The following is a 15,329-nucleotide window of genomic DNA, read 5'->3' on the forward strand; positions in this document are numbered from 1 at the left end:
CTATCCACCAGAACGCTTATTCTTCCTTAAGAGGTACCCCGTAGAGTTCCATGCGGTGGTCTACTAATTTATAGCCTAGTTTGCGAGCGATTTCTTCCTGCAGCTTTTCAATTTCTTCGCTGTGGAATTCCACCACCTCACCTGATTCAACATTAATAAGGTGATCATGGTGATCATCAGATGCAGGCTCATAACGCGAACGGCCATCACGGAAATCATGACGTTCAAGAATTCCAGCTTCTTCAAACAAGCGAACTGTACGGTAAACAGTGGCAATGCTGATACCATCATCTACTTCTTTTGAACGGCTGTAAACTTCATCTACATCCGGGTGATCTTCAGCTTCCGTCAGAACCCGAGCGATTACACGACGCTGATCTGTCATACGCATGCCTTTTTGCAGGCATAATTCTTCGATAGACGGTGTGTTTGAAGGCATGAGCTAATGCACTCCCCTAAATGAGATAGTTTTAGTGGTATTTCAGTTGAAAGATGGCATAACTCAATAAGAAGAGCAAGTCGAGCGTCAATTTAAAACGTTCGATTCACTAAGCTTTTACCAGTTTTGACTGCTTTATTTACGCTTATCTCTGCCCAAGCCAATTTTCTTGGCAAGAACCCGGCGTTGATCTGCATAATTAGGCGCCACCATCGGATAATCTACAGGCAACCCCCAGCGATCACGATATTCTTCCGGCGTTAAACCATATTGTGTCTTCAAATGCCTCTTCAGCATCTTAAGCTGCTTCCCATCCTCAAGGCACACTATGTAATCCGGTGTAATAGATTTTTTAATTGGCACAGCAGGACGCGGACGGTCCTGTCCAGAAACCTGAGAGGCACCCAATCCCGACAAAGTATTAAATACACTACTAATTAATGACGGAAGCTCCGCCACATCCACTTTATTATTGGCCACATGTGAAGAAACTATATCTGTTGTCAGCGCCAACAGCTCATGTTTTAAAACCTGTGTATCTTCCATTTTACTCATTCTATTTTATATCGTGGCATAACAATGGATAACTCTATTTTCACTGCATTGCGCAGTTTAGTTCCTCAGAGCCACGTGCTATACAAAGCCTTTGTTTCAACCTCAGTCATTGGTTCTTTTATGCCTTCAGCCACCCAACAGAACGCATTAAATCTAATTGGCACAAGTTGCCCTATGGCTTTTGTCAAAGCACGGATGCACATAGACCAATTACCCAACTCAGCGGTTACCGTTATTGTCTTCGAGGATACCCCTGCCAACGAACCTCTAATTAGATCCATTGAGGCGCTAGGACATACCGTACTTTCAAAAACCCAATTTGAAAGTACTGACGATACTGTACCCAACTCCGACGCTTCCTCCCGAAGTGGTACGCTACATGTAATTAGAGTTGAAATTCAAGTAAAGATATAAAGAAAAATAATAGTTAAAATTTTAACTATTATTTTTTATTTAATAAATCGAAAGAGTACAACAAGGCATCCGTTCTTTTACCTTCTCGATTTTGATAATAACCTCTACGAAGCCCCACCTGTACAAATCCTATTTTTGAATAGAGACTAACTGCCTTTAAGTTGTCTTGCCTCACCTCTAGGAAACAGGTAGCTACATTCTGCCCCTTCAGATAGTCTACCATGAAGGAAAGAATCCACTTCCCTACACCTTTTAATTGCCATTCAGGATGTACCGCTACCGTAATGAGCTCAGATTCATCACATACTGTACGAACCATTAACGCACCAACCGTCTGCTCTCCATCCTTGAAAACAAACCCGGCTGTACCAGAAGTTTCCAAGGATGATTTAATCGATTTTTCAGCCCACCCGTTCTCATTCTGCGCCGCAAATGCAGCTTGATGCACCTCAGAAAATGCCGCAATAGTATCTTCGTCAGAAACATTAACTGCCGTTGCAGAATATTTTCCACTGACCGATTCAGTCATTAACTATCACCGATAGGGATAAGCCGTTTTGCTTTCGCAGCATCAGCTTGGCGGTAATATGTGGGCTCCGGAGGATAAGCCTCAGGGCTAACATTATGTGCGATTCTGGCCAAAATAGCAGGATCGACATAATCATGCTCTGTACTCAGCCCTAAAAGAGCGGCGCCACTTCCCACTACTCGGCCAGGATTATCTTCTATCATTTGCAGCGCATCAGGCTCATCTATATTCATAGGTTCACCAAGCATTTTGGGGAGCCCATCAGCCTCAAGGCCAACAAAAGCTTGCAGGAACACCTGCCCGCCTCGCCCCTTCATCAGACTGTAGACCGGCTCACCATCTTTTGGGTGCGCCTGTGCTGCCAAAACGGATAATGCCGTTAAGCCAACACAAGGGATATTCTGTGCAAGCGCGATACCGCGCGCGACGGACAAACCTATGCGGAGCCCGGTAAAAGTGCCAGGCCCTGTCGTAACAGCAACGCGCGTGATATCTGTATAACTAATGCTTGCTTGCTTCATCAAACCCTCTAATTGAGGAATCAAATGTTCCGCATGCCCTCGGCCGATAGCATCCGCAGACGAAAACATCTCACCAGAAGCAAGTAGCACAGCGGAAGAGCAATAGCTTTCACATGTATCAATCGCGAGTATTGCCACCGTTTATACCCTAAAGAATTTTCGCTGCGTCATCAAAAGCAAGACGAGGGCTGCGGTCAAAAATACCCTCAGAAGAACCATACCCAATGGAGCAGATAAAGTTTGATTTAAGGTTAGTACCCGCAAAAAACTCTGCATCCACCGCATCTTTATCAAAACCCGACATTGGGCCACAATCAAGGCCAAGGCTGCGCGCTGCCATAATCAGATACCCACCTTGAAGCGTGGCATTTCGCATAGCAGTTTCCTCTGCAACAGCCGGATCAGCAAACCAGCTTTTCGCATCCAGATTATGCGGGAAAAGCTGAGGCAGTTTTTCAGCAAAATCCATGTCGTTTGCAATAATCACCGTAACCGGCGCCTGCATTACCTTCGTATCATTGCCTTCCATCACAAGTGGCTTCAAACGTGCTTTCGCCGCATCAGATTTCACAAAATGAAAACGAGCAGGGCAGCAATTTGCACTTGTAGGGCCCATTTTCACTAAATCATAAAGCGCTTGAATTTGCTCATCACTTACAGGTTTGTCTTCCCAAACATTGATGCTGCGTGCTTCACGAAATAATTGGTCAAGCGCTTGATCGTTTAAACTGATGGACATGGTTTTACTCTCCGAAAGTTGGGGGATTTTCGTATATTTTTTTCTTCGTCTTGCCAGTTTCACGCAAACAAGGCAAGACTAGTAAGGAGGGAGTTTTGAAATGCGGCCTTTTTTTCTATGTATTTTAAGCCTGTTTAGCATGCTACTTGGCTTTTCACCTGCCTACGCAGATAAATCAGCATCTGTGTTGCTCTACCACCGTTTCGGCGAAGATAATATACCCTCCACCAATATCCGGCTGGAACAGTTTGAAGCCCATATCAAAATCCTAAAAGAAGGCGGTTACCACTTCATGGCGCTTACGGATGCTATTGCTCATCTCAAGGAGAAACGAGACTTCCCAGAACGTACAGTGATTATCACGGTGGATGATGCATATAAGTCAGTATTCACGAATGGTTGGCCAATGTTGAAAGCAGCAGGAATTCCCCTTGCTGTGTTTGTGTCTACTGATCCAGTAGACAGTGGCAGCAGCAATTACATGTCGTGGGACGAGATCAGGCAGCTTAAGGAAGAAGGCGTAGAAATAGCCCACCATACTGCGTCTCACCTACATATGGTTCATGCAGGTCTTGAAGCAGCTATGGCAGATGTGCGCAGAGCCAGCAAACGTTTCGAAGAAGAATTAGGCGAAGTGCCCAAAATCTTCGCCTATCCGTATGGGGAACATAGTCTGGAGATAGCTGATGCCATCCAAGACGAAGGCTTTAATGCAGCTTTCGCTCAATTCTCAGGCGCTATAGCCCAGTGGGATAACTTATATGCTTTGCCGCGCTTCCCTGTAAATGAGCGCTATGGCGGCGAGAACAGGTTTAAACTTATCAGCCAAGCCATGGCCCTGCCAGTATCCGATATCATACCGGCTGAACCACTTTTAAGCGATACCAACAATCCACCGCTTTTTGGCTTTAGTGTTGATGAAAATGTAAGAGGCCCTGGTGCCTTAGCATGTTACCCAAGCCATCTTGGTAAAGCTGCGGATTTGGTAAAACCACTTGATCACCGAATAGAAGTGAGATTCGACAAACCATTTCCGAAAGGCAGAAGTCGGATCAACTGCACCATGCCCGCTGGAAACGGGCGCTGGTATTGGCTAGGGAAGTTTTTCCTGCTGCCGGGCGGCAAACTGGATTAAAGCTGTTATTCAACAGCCCGTACTTCTGTTACTTCCGGGATATAGTATTTAAGCAGATTTTCAATGCCGTGTTTCAGTGTCATAGTCGCACTTGGGCATCCGGCGCAGGCACCCTGCATCTGCAAATAAACAACACCCTCCTGGAAACCATGATAGGTGATATCACCGCCATCACCAGCAACAGCTGGCCGAACTTTTTCATCAAGCAATGTCTTGATTTGCTCAATAATCTCGGCATCAGCTTCATCATCTTCAAAAGAAGATTCACTCATAGAAGCATCGGCGTTCACAACCGGGGCACCTGAAGCGAAAAACTGCATAAGACCCGCAAGCACATTTGGCTTAAGCTCATCCCACTCGGTATCACCAGCCTTGGTCACCGTGATGAAATCGTGCCCAATAAACACACCGGCAACACCCGTTTGTGCAAACAAAGCATTCGCAAGAGGTGAGGATTCTGCCGCTTCTACATCAGTGAAATTCGCAGTACCCGCTTCAAGCAGTATTTTACCCGGCAGAAACTTAAGCGTATCCGGGTTTGGCGTCATTTCAGTTTCAATAAACATAACAAAATCCTTCTTTATGTAGCCTTCATTTGGTGATTTTGCCGCTAAAGGTCAAGCAAAAAGACCGTTACTTGAAAGCCTGAAGGCACTCTTCAAGAGGTGCGCGGGAATTTTCCACACGGCACAAAACCAAACTGCCCTGAATAGCGACCAACCTGCTCCGTGCTTTACGTTCTGCTTCTTCTGTAGCCAAACCCATTTCCAGGTATGCCCTTTCAAGCCCGGCCTGCCACATACCAACAGCAGTGTTAATTTGCTGCTGAAATAACGCCTTACCTTCCCCCACCAACAAACTATTCATAAGGCAAAAAGGAACATCGCCCTCATAATATTGTGCGACACCTTCAAAGCTATTTGCGAGCCGCTTCTCAGGCGTGTCCTTACCATTTAGGGGCGCAAGCACATATTTTTGCAGGCGCGCGCCTGCATGTGCCAAAACCTTATCAGCCATATCTTTCTTACCGTTTGGAAAATGATGATACAGACTGGCTTTAGACAGTTCCGCAGCTCCCGCGAGCATTGCCATACTCGCACCTTCATAACCATTTTCCTGAAACACATTACTAAGACGCGCTGCCATTTCGGTTTTATTCAATTTCGCAATGCGAGGCATATTCTTTCTTCTTTCGCCACAATAATAACCGAACATTTGGTTTGTTTCTATAATTTAATGTAAATTAATTCCAAACTTTGCCGCATTTTATTGCCATGTTATGGAAGCAGAAAGAAACCAAAGGAACCTGCGTGAGCAAACAGCCAACAAAAAAGCCAAGAAAAGCGACACCCAAGAAATCAGCGAAAGCTAAAAAGGGGGCTATATCAAAGGCTGCTAAAAAACAGGCTCAACCCGAAACGCCAAAGAAACCAATCTGGAAGCGCCTATTTTACTACAGCGCTGTAATTGGTGTCTGGGGTTTTATTCTTGGCTTCCTTACGCTCGCCTATCTCTCGCTAGATTTACCGGATCTGGAAAATCCACCTACTCCAGGCTCAAATGATACAGCTGTTGTTGTAAAAGCAGCTAACGGCGCAACTCTTGTACGCAGTGGACCTATCCACGGTGACCGCATCCCATATAATGAAATCCCCGATGCCCTCGTTCGCGCTTTCACTTCTGTGGAAGACAGGGAATTTTTCTCCCATTCTGGAGTAAATGCCAAAGGCCTCATCCGCGCACTTTGGACCAATATTCGTGCAGGAGGCGTGCGTGCGGGAGGGAGTACGATCACCCAGCAGCTCGCAAAGAATCTATTCCTCTCCAATGAACGTACGATCAAAAGGAAAGCACAAGAACTTCTGCTCACCCTTTGGATTGAGCAGCGCTTCACCAAAGAACAGATACTTACCCTCTATCTCAACAACGTATACTTCGGTGGTGGCGCATACGGCATTGATGCAGCAAGCCGTAAATTCTACGGCCACAGCGCTAGAGACCTTTCAATCAGTGAAGCTGCATTGCTCGCAGGCCTTGTGAAAGCGCCCTCACGCTATGCGCCCCATATTAACCCGGAAGGTGCTTGGAAACGCGCACGTGTGGTTCTAAAAACTATGGTTGAAGAGGGTGTTATTACCCAGCAAGTAGCTGACAAACTTAAAACCCAACCACCTCGCATAAAAGAAGCAAGCGCCGGTAGGGATGTACGTTTCTTCACCGACTGGGTTGAACAAGCCGCCCATCAAATGTTGCCGGAAACGGCTGGTAAATCACTTATCATATACACAACGCTTGATCCCAGTGTTCAACGTGCTGCGGCTATGGCACTAGAGCGCGGTCTGGAAGGTGAAGGCAAAGAGCGCGGCGCCAGCCAAGGTGCGGTGGTCGCCATTGATCATGACGGCGCGGTGCGCGCGATGGTGGGCGGAAGTGACTATGCTAAAACACAGTATAACCGGGCCACACAAGCCTTGCGCCAACCTGGCTCAGCCTTCAAACTGTTTTCTTACCTAGCCGCCTTGGAAGCAGGCATAAAACCGACAGATCGATACATTGATGAAAAAACGAGCATCGGTGATTGGTCCCCGAAGAACTACAATGGTAAATTCAACGGTCCAATGGACATGCAAGAAGCTTTTGCACGGTCAATCAACACTGTAGCTGTACAAATTTCTGAAGAGGCAGGTAGGAACCGCGTTGCCAGCATGGCCAAACGCCTTGGCATTTCCACCGAAGTAGAAGCCCTTGCCAGCCTACCGCTCGGTACAGAAGAGGTAAAACTGATTGATCTGGCCAGCAGTTATGCCGTGATTGCAAATGGTGGGCACCTCGCGCCTGCCTACGCCATTGTAGAAATTACATCGCTAGACGGCGAAGTTTTGTACCGCAAACCACCGGTTAGACCAGTGCCTGCTCTTGCCTATCCTGTTGTAAAAGACATGACTGAAATGCTCACCAGCGTGGTAACCTGGGGGTCTGGGAAAAATGCCCGTATTGACAGGCCTGCCGCCGGGAAATCTGGCACCTCACAAGACAGCCGCGATGCGGTTTTTGTTGGTTTCACAAGCGATATGACGACAGCTGTGTGGGTTGGCAACGATGACGGCACACCTATGAAGGCCGTAACAGGCGGTGGGCTTCCTGCCCGTATCTGGTCAGATTTTATGCTGGAAGCGCATGTGGGCCAACCTATACGCCCCTTACTTGCAGATGCTGGCATTTACAGCACGTCAGCGGGTCCTGAAAAAATCATCGAAGAAAAACCTAAAAAGAAGAAAAAGAAAGGTTTTCTGGAACGCATCTTTGGCGGGAAAGATTAGCACGCGGCATACTGCCACGCCTTACTTGCTATATCTTTCACTAAATATTACCTAATTAGTCATGATTGAAAAAAAACCAAATAAAGCGCTTACAAGAGACAGGCTATCAATAGGCCGTTTCGTACGTGCCTTTTACGGTGAAATACGTAAACACAGTGTCCTCGGGCCAATCTTTGATGAAAAGATTGGCGATCACTGGGAAGAGCACTTTGAGACACTCACCGATTTTTGGATGAATGTTCTGCTTGGTGCGCGCACCTATAAAGGCAATCCATTTGGGGTTCACCGTCAGGTAACCGCACTAAAGGAAGAGCATTTCGCCATGTGGCTAGGAATATTTCATCCGGTAGCCAAGAGAATGCTTGATCCCGATATGGCCGCAGCCGCTTCAGAAAAAGCAGAACGTATCGCCAGCAGTCTAAAAAACGGATTATTCTTCCGGATATAGAGCGATACAGCGGATAAACCCATAACTTTAAAGTGATACCTTATGCGAGAATTATTCATGATACTATAATGCTATAGTCATCTTAGTTTTTGGGGAGCTTTCAAGATGTTTCGCTTCAGTGCTAGTATCATTATCTCGTTATTATTCCTTGTGGCACCGCCCGCTAACGGGCAATCCTTTGCCTCAGACCGACAGGAAACAGCCCTTTATGCCGGGCTATACTTCTCTGTACCATTTGGGGCACAACAAAAAAGTCCATCGAAATATAAATTAGGCTTCAAGGCGGGGCCTCAATATAACTTGCTTTCCAGAGGAGGCTTTGATGCGTTCAAGCAGAAGAGTTTCACTGGCAATGTTGTAGATATTAACTTCTCTGATCGAGGCCTTGAAGAAGTGCAGCTAGCAGCACTTCCTATCATTCGAAAAGACCTGCAAGGAAAATTTGTTTACCTGAACGACGAAGAGAATAAGGGATTTAACGTTGGCAAGGCTCTACTTATTACGGGCGGCGTAATAGTGGGGGCCGGAATCCTAGTGGCCATATCTGTTAACAATCAGTTTGATAGTGACTAATACAAGCTGTTCTTAGCCAAACTGATAATTGAATAGACTACCACCATCTTGCTTAAGCCATTTACGCTGTTTGTCAAAATCAGGCATACAGCGGGCTACATGTGCCCAAAACCGCTCAGAATGATTCATTTCCAGCAAATGCGACACTTCATGGGCGGCCACATAATCAAGGACTGCAGGTGGTGCCAACACCAGTCTCCAATTGAAGCGCAAGGTACCACTGGAAGAACAACTTCCCCAACGGCTTTTCATATCCCCAATACTAATGCGTCCATAAGAAACCTCTAGCTGGTTAGCATACCGTCTACAGGCGACCTCCAGTTTTTCTTTAGCTTGGGCACGAAACCATTTCTCCAGCCGTCCGGCAGCCATATCGAACGGGCCACCCACCTGAAGTTCTTCATTCAGGCATTCAACAGAACGAGGTGCGATACCGGTAAAAACAAGCTTTCTTTTCTCGCCTAGATAAGGAAGTATCATTCCATCATTGATTGGTTCAAGTGAGAGCTTTGCGCGCTCATTCGCTATCCAATCCATATGGGCTGTCAGAAACTGGTTTACTGCCTTTTCACTAATTCGTTTCGGTGTAGTAACTTTAATATCACCGCTGGTTCGGTCCACTCTTAAGGTCATGCGTTTGGCTTGGGCATTCCGCCGCACTTTTAGGGGAATATCTTCACTACCAATCCGCAGATAACGTGCTTCGGTCAAACCATCACCCTAAGCTGGCCATTCAACAAGATGATCTTCAAAATCACCAGCTTCGCGCTCATCCACCGCTTTCCCGCGTACGGATTGTCCGGCTTTATGAACACTTTCCCTATCTCCGCTCACAAGCGGGTGCCATTCATAGAGGTCTTTCCCTTCATACAGCAGGCGATATGCGCAGGTACTTGGCATCCAAGGTAGTGTAGCCAGCAAATCTGGCGACATAACAACACAATTACCCACATAACGCTGACGAGTGAGGTATTTTCCGCAAGTAATTTTTACGGGATCAAGAAAACGACACGCTACATCTGTATGATGAATTTCGCCTGTATCTTCATCTTCGAGTTTGTGGAGGCAACACTTACCACACCCATCACAAAGCGATTCCCATTCATCACGAGACATTTCAGACAGAGCTTTTTCTTTCCAGAATGACATGATTATTTCTTCTCAAGCACCGGCTTAAAAGTATTCGCAATATCCTGTGGTTTATCCTTGCTGGAGAACAGACGGTTATATTTACCGTCTTTGTCCATTACGAAAATATAGCTCTGATGGTCCATCAAATAGCCATCATACCCTTCCTGTTCTCGCTTCGCGTAATATACCCGGTATTGCTTTGCAACATCGGCAATTTCCTGAACAGAGCCTGTGAAAGCGATCAAATTCGGGTGATAATCCAGAACATAATCCGCCAACTCTTCAACGGAATCCCTCTCCGGATCTACTGAAATAAATACCGGCTGAATAGGACTGGTATCATATCCTTCTTCCTCAAGGATATTCAGAGCAGTCGTTAGTTTATGGAGCTCTATCCGGCATACATCTGGACAATAACTATATCCAAAATAAATAAGCTGATACTTGCCGTGAAAGCTTTTACTAGAGATTTTTTCGCCTGTATGGGCCGTCAGTACAAACGGACCACCTGGACCTGAGGTCTTGTTTCCGCCACTATTAAAACTTACATAAGCCACAACCGCAGCTATAGCTACCGCGATCCATGCAACGAGCCTGATTGCTTTCATGTTAAATCTCCACTCTGAAAGCCACTGGAACATCTGGGCTTTAATACTTGTGATTCTCGCACGGTTATAGAAATATAGGCGATGTTTGTCACGTTGCCATTAAATTTGCAGCAATCTATGACGCCTTGTTGATGATGGAGTACCTATGAAAAAGCAGTTTATTTTAATATTAGCCATCTTATTTTTAGGGCTGTCATCTATATCCCTTCCGGCAATAGCAACACCACAGTTTGAATTGTTACGTGCTGTTGAAAGAGGCGACATTGAAGAAGTTAAAAGCCTGCTTAAAAAAGGTGTATCCCCCAATACAAGAAAACGGTCAGATGGCATTCCTGCTATGTTGATCATCGCTGACAAGCGTAATCTTGCCATGATGAAGATGTTTCTGGAAGCTGGTGCAAACCCAAATATTTCTGATCGTACGCGGGGCGTAACACCACTGATGAAACGCGCATCAGTAGGCGACAATGAAATGGTAAAATTGCTACTTGCCTTCAAGGCAGACCCGAATCGTGCTGATATCGGTCAGGAAACAGCTCTTATGAAAGCAGTACGAGCACGGAAATCAAAAACCGTGCAGTTGTTACTTGAAGCTGGCGCTGATCCGAACGTACAGGACCTTACAGGTAAAACAGCTCTTGAGTATGCCAAAATTTCTCGCAATCGTCGGATGGTAAAATTATTACAAGATGCGGGGGCTACCTATTAATTTTGATTTAGGGATAGCTTCTCCAACAGCCACTGACCTGATAATTCGGGTCAGCATTATTTTACTGGCTCTTGCAGCAGACTTCATAGCTGGCCCCAAACTTCTTAAAATCTTGCCAAACATACAAACTATTGCATCCGCATTTGGCCTCAACCTCAAAAGCCGTTTGGATAAACCTTCAAGAAATCGTACCGAGCGCTTTTATCGGGGCGCTATCGTCGCTTTAGTGCTTTTACCTGTAGCCTACGGAACTGGCGTAATAGTAAACCAAATTGCCTTTATCAACACCATATCAGATGCCTTAACATGCCTGATACTGACACCTCTCTTAGCCCAGCGCTCTGGCTGGAAAAACTTACAACAAGGAAAACAAAACCTTTCAAATTACAGTTCAAACGCAGAACTCCTTAAACAGACAGTATTGAGTTTCAGTGGCCGCACTGTCCCACTTTCACTTACCTTTTTAATTGGCGGTTTTGCTCTATTGCTCCCGGCCGTTCTACTGATCGGACTATTATTCACTGCACCGCAAATTTCTGCAGATCATCCACAATCTCCATACAATTCAGGCGTCAGCCTTATTCATGAAATTGTGTTTCTTGTGCCTAGTTTAGTTGCCAGCATTTTTATTGCCACAGCCCTTATCTGCTTACCTTTCACTAAAATCAGTGCCGCTTTAACCCTCCTCAATCCTGCGACAAAAGGCCTCCCTAGCACCTATTTTCCATTGAATATTGTCGCAACTGGGGTAGAAATTTGTTTCAGGATACAGGGAAGCAAATCTGTAGAATGGATAGGCCCAAAGGATGGCCGCGCAAGATTACAGGCAAATCATCTCCGTCAGGGGTGGTTATGTATTCTTGTCGCCAATGCAGTGTACCTCACGGTAGGTATACTGCTGTTTCTCTACCTTGCTTCCTTACTTGCGCAATAGAAAGAAGCGGGCATGGCCTCCAGCGAGAACGAACAAAATATCATTCAGATGATGGACCCGGCCCTCCGCCAAGGTAATGGCGTGAGACTTGGCACCCTTATTATGATCCGCTGGATGGCAGTGGCGGGGCAAATGCTCTCTCTGCTTACTGTACACTATATTCTTGGCTTTGATATTCGCCCTGAGATGACATTCACCGTTGTGTTTATTTCAGGCATGATGAATCTTTGGTTCTCCCTGAGGGAAGATCTAAACACACGACTTTCAGACAAACAATCCACCTGGCATATGGTGTTTGATTTGCTTCACCTGTCTACTTTGCTGTTTTTAACTGGAGGTTTATCAAATCCCTTCATTGTATTGATGCTTGCTCCTTCCAGCGTGTCAGCATCAATCCTTAGCCCCCGCAGTACCAAAGTACTCATCGCTATTTCAGTGGTTTTAGTAACCGCACTTGCCTATACGCCTTTTCCTCTACCATGGGATGGCCCTGCGCCAAACGTAGATGATATTTTGAAAGCTGGTATTTGGATCAGCCTTTGTTTCACACTTGTTTTTCTGGCCATGTATATGTCGCGGGTCAGCAAGGAAGGTCAGGACCGGGCAAAGGCGCTTGCAGCAACTCAAGCTGCCCTGGAGCAAGAACAGCGCCTAGCAGCCCTCGGAACGCTGGCCGCTGCCGCAGCGCATGAATTGGGTACACCGCTTGGGACCATTCTACTTGTTGCCAAGGAACTCCAAAACCACTGCAAAGATCAAGATGAGCAAACCAAGCTTGATATCGAATTAATTATTGACCAAACCAGCCGCTGTCGTGAAATTCTGGCAGAAATCAGCCAAAAACGTAAAGCAGGTGATGCGGAACATTTCACTTATCTGGGTATTGAAGCGATTCTAAGAGAAGCTGGGCACCCTCATGAAATGCGCGGTGTGAAAGTGAAATATAGTAGCGAAGGGCCAGATAATCTGATCCTTAGGCGTACCCCGGAACAAATCCATGCTTTCCGCACCATCGTAGAAAATGCCACTGGCTTTGCAGAAAATGAAGTTCAGATACATGCCGAATGGGATGAAGAAAACCTGCAAATATATGTGGAAGATGATGGCCCTGGCTTTGATCCACAAATTGTGAAACGTCTCGGCGAACCTTATGTTACAACCAGACAACCAACACCGGGCAAAGATGGTGGGTTAGGCTTGGGACTGTTTATATCTAAAACCTTATTAGAACGCACCGGCGCAAAAATGAGCTTTAAAGAAGCCTCTATTGGTGGTGCACGTGTTGAATTAAACTGGCCTCGCTCAGCCTTACAGGAAGAGCCTGATTTCTCAGATGAGGAGGAGTTAGCATGACTCAAGAAACACCAGCAAAAACCCTTCTAATCGTAGAAGATGACAAAGCTTTCAGAAACCGCCTTGCGCTCAGCATGGAACGAAAAGGTTTCACAGTTTATGCAGCTGAAGGCATTGAAGAAGGCAGTATTCTGGCCGCTGAACATCGTCCTCAATATGCTGTCGTTGATATGCGCCTGGAAGATGGTAACGGACTTGATTTAGTACCTCAATTACGCCAAATCCGCCCCGATATCCGCGTGGTTATTTTGACAGGATACGGAAACATCGCCAGCGCTGTAGCAGCAGTTAAAGCCGGCGCTGTAGATTATCTTGCAAAACCGGCAGACCCTGACCAGATCGAGAAAACACTCCTAACCCTCGAAGGGCATATGCCGCCACCGCCAGAAAACCCTATGTCTGCGGACCGTGTGAAATGGGAGCATATTCAGCGTGTTTATGAACTGTGTGATCGCAATGTTTCTGAGACCGCACGCAGGCTTAACATGCATCGCCGAACACTGCAGCGCATTCTTGCAAAACGTTCCCCTCAATAACGTCCAATACCGATTAATTGGAAATTGAAGGATCAACGGCTTCGCCTTGGAACATCGTGATTCCAAGGCGTTGGCCTAAGATAATATCTTCAGAAGAATGACACCCTTCCAAGATAATTCGGTTACTACCGATCTTTTCAATAATATTGATAATTCTATCTTCTTCTTTACGGTCCAGCCACGTTTCCACATTCGAAGCAGGGTTCGTCACTTTCAGAAAATCAGACTGTAGGTTACCTAAATTAAGCCAAGCTAAGGCACGAGGGTCTACCCCTGCAATACAGCTTTTAAATCCTAAGGTTTGTAGCTTTTCACGAGCCGCCAAATAGGCTGCGAAATTCGACGTTACATCAAGGCTGGAAAACTCTAAGACGATATTACTGCGGATTTTTTTTCCTAAACCTTCTTCAAACTTATCAAACTCTCTGGCTAACACACCGGCAGCCGTTACTTTCAAGCTTGAAGCAAGAGAGTTTTCATTCTCCATATTAGGATCAGACGCCAAAACCCTACTCGCGATAAGGTCTTCAAGAAACCCCGATAGCCAAGGGTCAACTTCCGTAAGCTTACTTTTCAAAAAGGTATCAAAAACCACCTGCTGCGGCACCCAGCGGTGCACCATTACCATCTGAGGTGCCTGAATACCAAGTATAGCCATCACACATTGCCGCCTAAGCAATCCACCTACATCAGCGGACGTAATAGCCTTTGTAAGAGTTAATAACATCTCAGGGTCAAGCTTTTTGCTCTGCGGTTTTCTCGCAGGGCTTTCAATCTTGCTCACCTTCATTTTTTGCGGCGGTTCAGATGGTAAAGGTGCCCCTGCATCACCTTGAGGATCAATCTTAATAAGTCCCGTATCCGGGTTAACATCAGGCTTTGCTTTAGATTTTTTTTTAGATTTAGAGGCGCCAACATTTCTGGATGCTGGTATCTTTTTCCCTTCCAGCACTGCTTGAGCCAACCTTGCTACATATTTTGTGAAAACATCATATTCTGCTTCAAGATCAAACCATTCAACAAAAGCGTCACTTACACCTTGAATGGGATCAATCGCTCGTAAGGCACTAGCCTCTTTGAATTTTAAGCGGACCTGATTCAACATAGGGTCAATAACATCAACCCGTGCATCTTTAACGATCAGGACTAAATCATTATTTGGCAGCGAGAAACTCGCAGCGCCATAATCGGTTTTCAATGTTCTAAAGCTGGCGGCAGCGAACCGACGATAATGCTCTTCCTGCAAATGCTTTTCCAGCACTGAAAGCCTTATATGCAAGGCCCTCCGGCCTTCTGTATGAAGCCTAAGCTGCTTGGTGTAATCAAGCATTTCATGTACGGCTTTAATATCTTTTGCCATATAACCTCAAAACTCAGTCACGTGT

Annotated in this window: 20 protein-coding genes; 9 read left to right on the top strand and 11 right to left on the bottom strand. The window is 45.9% G+C overall.

The genetic code is table 11. The annotated features are described in order from the left end of the window. Positions 1–16 precede the first annotated feature (16 nt). Together MF542_RS07585 and MF542_RS07590 are read right to left on the bottom strand one after the other, a co-directional pair. Entirely contained in the window at positions 17–439 is a 423-nt protein-coding gene (locus MF542_RS07585) for a Fur family transcriptional regulator (RefSeq protein WP_247017596.1), read from the bottom strand. A gap of 135 nt (positions 440–574) precedes the next feature. Continuing rightward, positions 575–985, bottom strand: a complete 411-nt coding sequence (locus MF542_RS07590; RefSeq protein WP_247017597.1) for a Ros/MucR family transcriptional regulator — start codon at positions 983–985, stop codon at positions 575–577. 129 nt (positions 986–1,114) lie between these two features. Between MF542_RS07590 and MF542_RS17890 the strand changes: the two genes are divergently transcribed. After that, on the top strand, positions 1,115–1,408 hold the full coding sequence (locus tag MF542_RS17890; protein ID WP_425531248.1) for a sulfurtransferase TusA family protein: 294 nt from the start codon (positions 1,115–1,117) through the stop codon (positions 1,406–1,408). 28 nt (positions 1,409–1,436) lie between these two features. Here the strand turns inward: MF542_RS17890 and rimI are convergent, their stop codons facing one another. The 3 genes from rimI to MF542_RS07605 are packed head-to-tail and all read right to left on the bottom strand — an operon-like array spanning position 1,437 to position 3,197. Then, a complete protein-coding gene (rimI, locus tag MF542_RS07595) occupies positions 1,437–1,937 on the bottom strand; it encodes a ribosomal protein S18-alanine N-acetyltransferase (protein ID WP_247017599.1) in 501 nt (166 codons plus the stop codon). Continuing rightward, positions 1,937–2,596, bottom strand: coding sequence for a tRNA (adenosine(37)-N6)-threonylcarbamoyltransferase complex dimerization subunit type 1 TsaB (tsaB, locus tag MF542_RS07600; protein ID WP_247017602.1), 660 nt, complete (start codon positions 2,594–2,596; stop codon positions 1,937–1,939). The genes rimI and tsaB overlap by 1 nt, the downstream gene beginning before the upstream one ends. Before the next feature lie 10 nt (positions 2,597–2,606). Then, the gene (locus MF542_RS07605; RefSeq protein WP_247017604.1) at positions 2,607–3,197 is read right to left on the bottom strand and encodes a malonic semialdehyde reductase; all 591 of its coding nucleotides are present in this window, start codon (positions 3,195–3,197) and stop codon (positions 2,607–2,609) included. Between the two features lie 100 nt (positions 3,198–3,297). Here MF542_RS07605 and MF542_RS07610 point away from each other — a divergent pair, with 100 nt between their 5' ends. Then, positions 3,298–4,332: a polysaccharide deacetylase family protein gene (locus tag MF542_RS07610; protein WP_247017606.1), complete on the top strand. Its 1,035-nt coding sequence runs from the start codon at positions 3,298–3,300 to the stop codon at positions 4,330–4,332. A 5-nt stretch (positions 4,333–4,337) separates the two neighbouring features. Here the strand turns inward: MF542_RS07610 and MF542_RS07615 are convergent, their stop codons facing one another. Further along, entirely contained in the window at positions 4,338–4,898 is a 561-nt protein-coding gene (locus MF542_RS07615; protein WP_247017608.1) for a NifU family protein, read from the bottom strand. A 67-nt stretch (positions 4,899–4,965) separates the two neighbouring features. Beyond that, positions 4,966–5,511: a TetR/AcrR family transcriptional regulator gene (locus MF542_RS07620; RefSeq protein WP_247017610.1), complete on the bottom strand. Its 546-nt coding sequence runs from the start codon at positions 5,509–5,511 to the stop codon at positions 4,966–4,968. A 131-nt stretch (positions 5,512–5,642) separates the two neighbouring features. Between MF542_RS07620 and MF542_RS07625 the strand changes: the two genes are divergently transcribed. From MF542_RS07625 to MF542_RS07635, 3 genes are all read left to right on the top strand, one after another. Then, entirely contained in the window at positions 5,643–7,652 is a 2,010-nt protein-coding gene (locus MF542_RS07625; protein ID WP_247017612.1) for a transglycosylase domain-containing protein, read from the top strand. 61 nt (positions 7,653–7,713) lie between these two features. Further along, positions 7,714–8,100 carry a group III truncated hemoglobin gene (locus MF542_RS07630; RefSeq protein WP_247017614.1) on the top strand — a complete coding sequence of 129 codons (387 nt, stop codon included), beginning with the start codon at positions 7,714–7,716 and terminating at the stop codon, positions 8,098–8,100. Positions 8,101–8,205: 105 nt separating this feature from the next. Beyond that, entirely contained in the window at positions 8,206–8,673 is a 468-nt protein-coding gene (locus MF542_RS07635; protein WP_247017616.1) for a hypothetical protein, read from the top strand. Positions 8,674–8,685: 12 nt separating this feature from the next. Here MF542_RS07635 and MF542_RS07640 read toward each other — a convergent pair whose 3' ends face one another. The 3 genes from MF542_RS07640 to MF542_RS07650 are packed head-to-tail and all read right to left on the bottom strand — an operon-like array spanning position 8,686 to position 10,412. Further along, the gene (locus MF542_RS07640) at positions 8,686–9,384 is read right to left on the bottom strand and encodes a M48 family metallopeptidase (protein ID WP_247017618.1); all 699 of its coding nucleotides are present in this window, start codon (positions 9,382–9,384) and stop codon (positions 8,686–8,688) included. 9 nt (positions 9,385–9,393) lie between these two features. After that, complete coding sequence (locus MF542_RS07645; protein WP_247017620.1) at positions 9,394–9,822, bottom strand: YcgN family cysteine cluster protein; 429 nt, start codon at positions 9,820–9,822, stop codon at positions 9,394–9,396. 2 nt (positions 9,823–9,824) lie between these two features. Then, positions 9,825–10,412, bottom strand: a complete 588-nt coding sequence (locus MF542_RS07650) for an SCO family protein (protein WP_247017622.1) — start codon at positions 10,410–10,412, stop codon at positions 9,825–9,827. A gap of 145 nt (positions 10,413–10,557) precedes the next feature. On the opposite strand from MF542_RS07650, the gene MF542_RS07655 reads away from it, so the two are divergent. The 4 genes from MF542_RS07655 to MF542_RS07670 are packed head-to-tail and all read left to right on the top strand — an operon-like array spanning position 10,558 to position 13,944. After that, positions 10,558–11,121 carry an ankyrin repeat domain-containing protein gene (locus tag MF542_RS07655; protein ID WP_247017624.1) on the top strand — a complete coding sequence of 188 codons (564 nt, stop codon included), beginning with the start codon at positions 10,558–10,560 and terminating at the stop codon, positions 11,119–11,121. Further along, entirely contained in the window at positions 11,102–12,055 is a 954-nt protein-coding gene (locus MF542_RS07660; RefSeq protein ID WP_247017626.1) for a hypothetical protein, read from the top strand. The genes MF542_RS07655 and MF542_RS07660 overlap by 20 nt, the downstream gene beginning before the upstream one ends. 12 nt (positions 12,056–12,067) lie before the next feature. Beyond that, positions 12,068–13,408, top strand: coding sequence for an ActS/PrrB/RegB family redox-sensitive histidine kinase (locus tag MF542_RS07665; protein WP_247017628.1), 1,341 nt, complete (start codon positions 12,068–12,070; stop codon positions 13,406–13,408). Continuing rightward, positions 13,405–13,944 carry an ActR/PrrA/RegA family redox response regulator transcription factor gene (locus MF542_RS07670; protein ID WP_247017629.1) on the top strand — a complete coding sequence of 180 codons (540 nt, stop codon included), beginning with the start codon at positions 13,405–13,407 and terminating at the stop codon, positions 13,942–13,944. The genes MF542_RS07665 and MF542_RS07670 overlap by 4 nt, the downstream gene beginning before the upstream one ends. A 13-nt stretch (positions 13,945–13,957) precedes the next feature. On the opposite strand, the gene MF542_RS07675 is transcribed toward MF542_RS07670, so the two are convergent. Next, positions 13,958–15,304, bottom strand: coding sequence for a hypothetical protein (locus MF542_RS07675; protein ID WP_247017631.1), 1,347 nt, complete (start codon positions 15,302–15,304; stop codon positions 13,958–13,960). Between the last annotated feature and the right edge of the window lie 25 nt (positions 15,305–15,329).

Origin of the sequence: Kordiimonas laminariae (genome assembly GCF_023008165.1) — a bacterium.
In the GTDB taxonomy this organism is placed as follows: domain Bacteria; phylum Pseudomonadota; class Alphaproteobacteria; order Sphingomonadales; family Kordiimonadaceae; genus Kordiimonas; species Kordiimonas laminariae.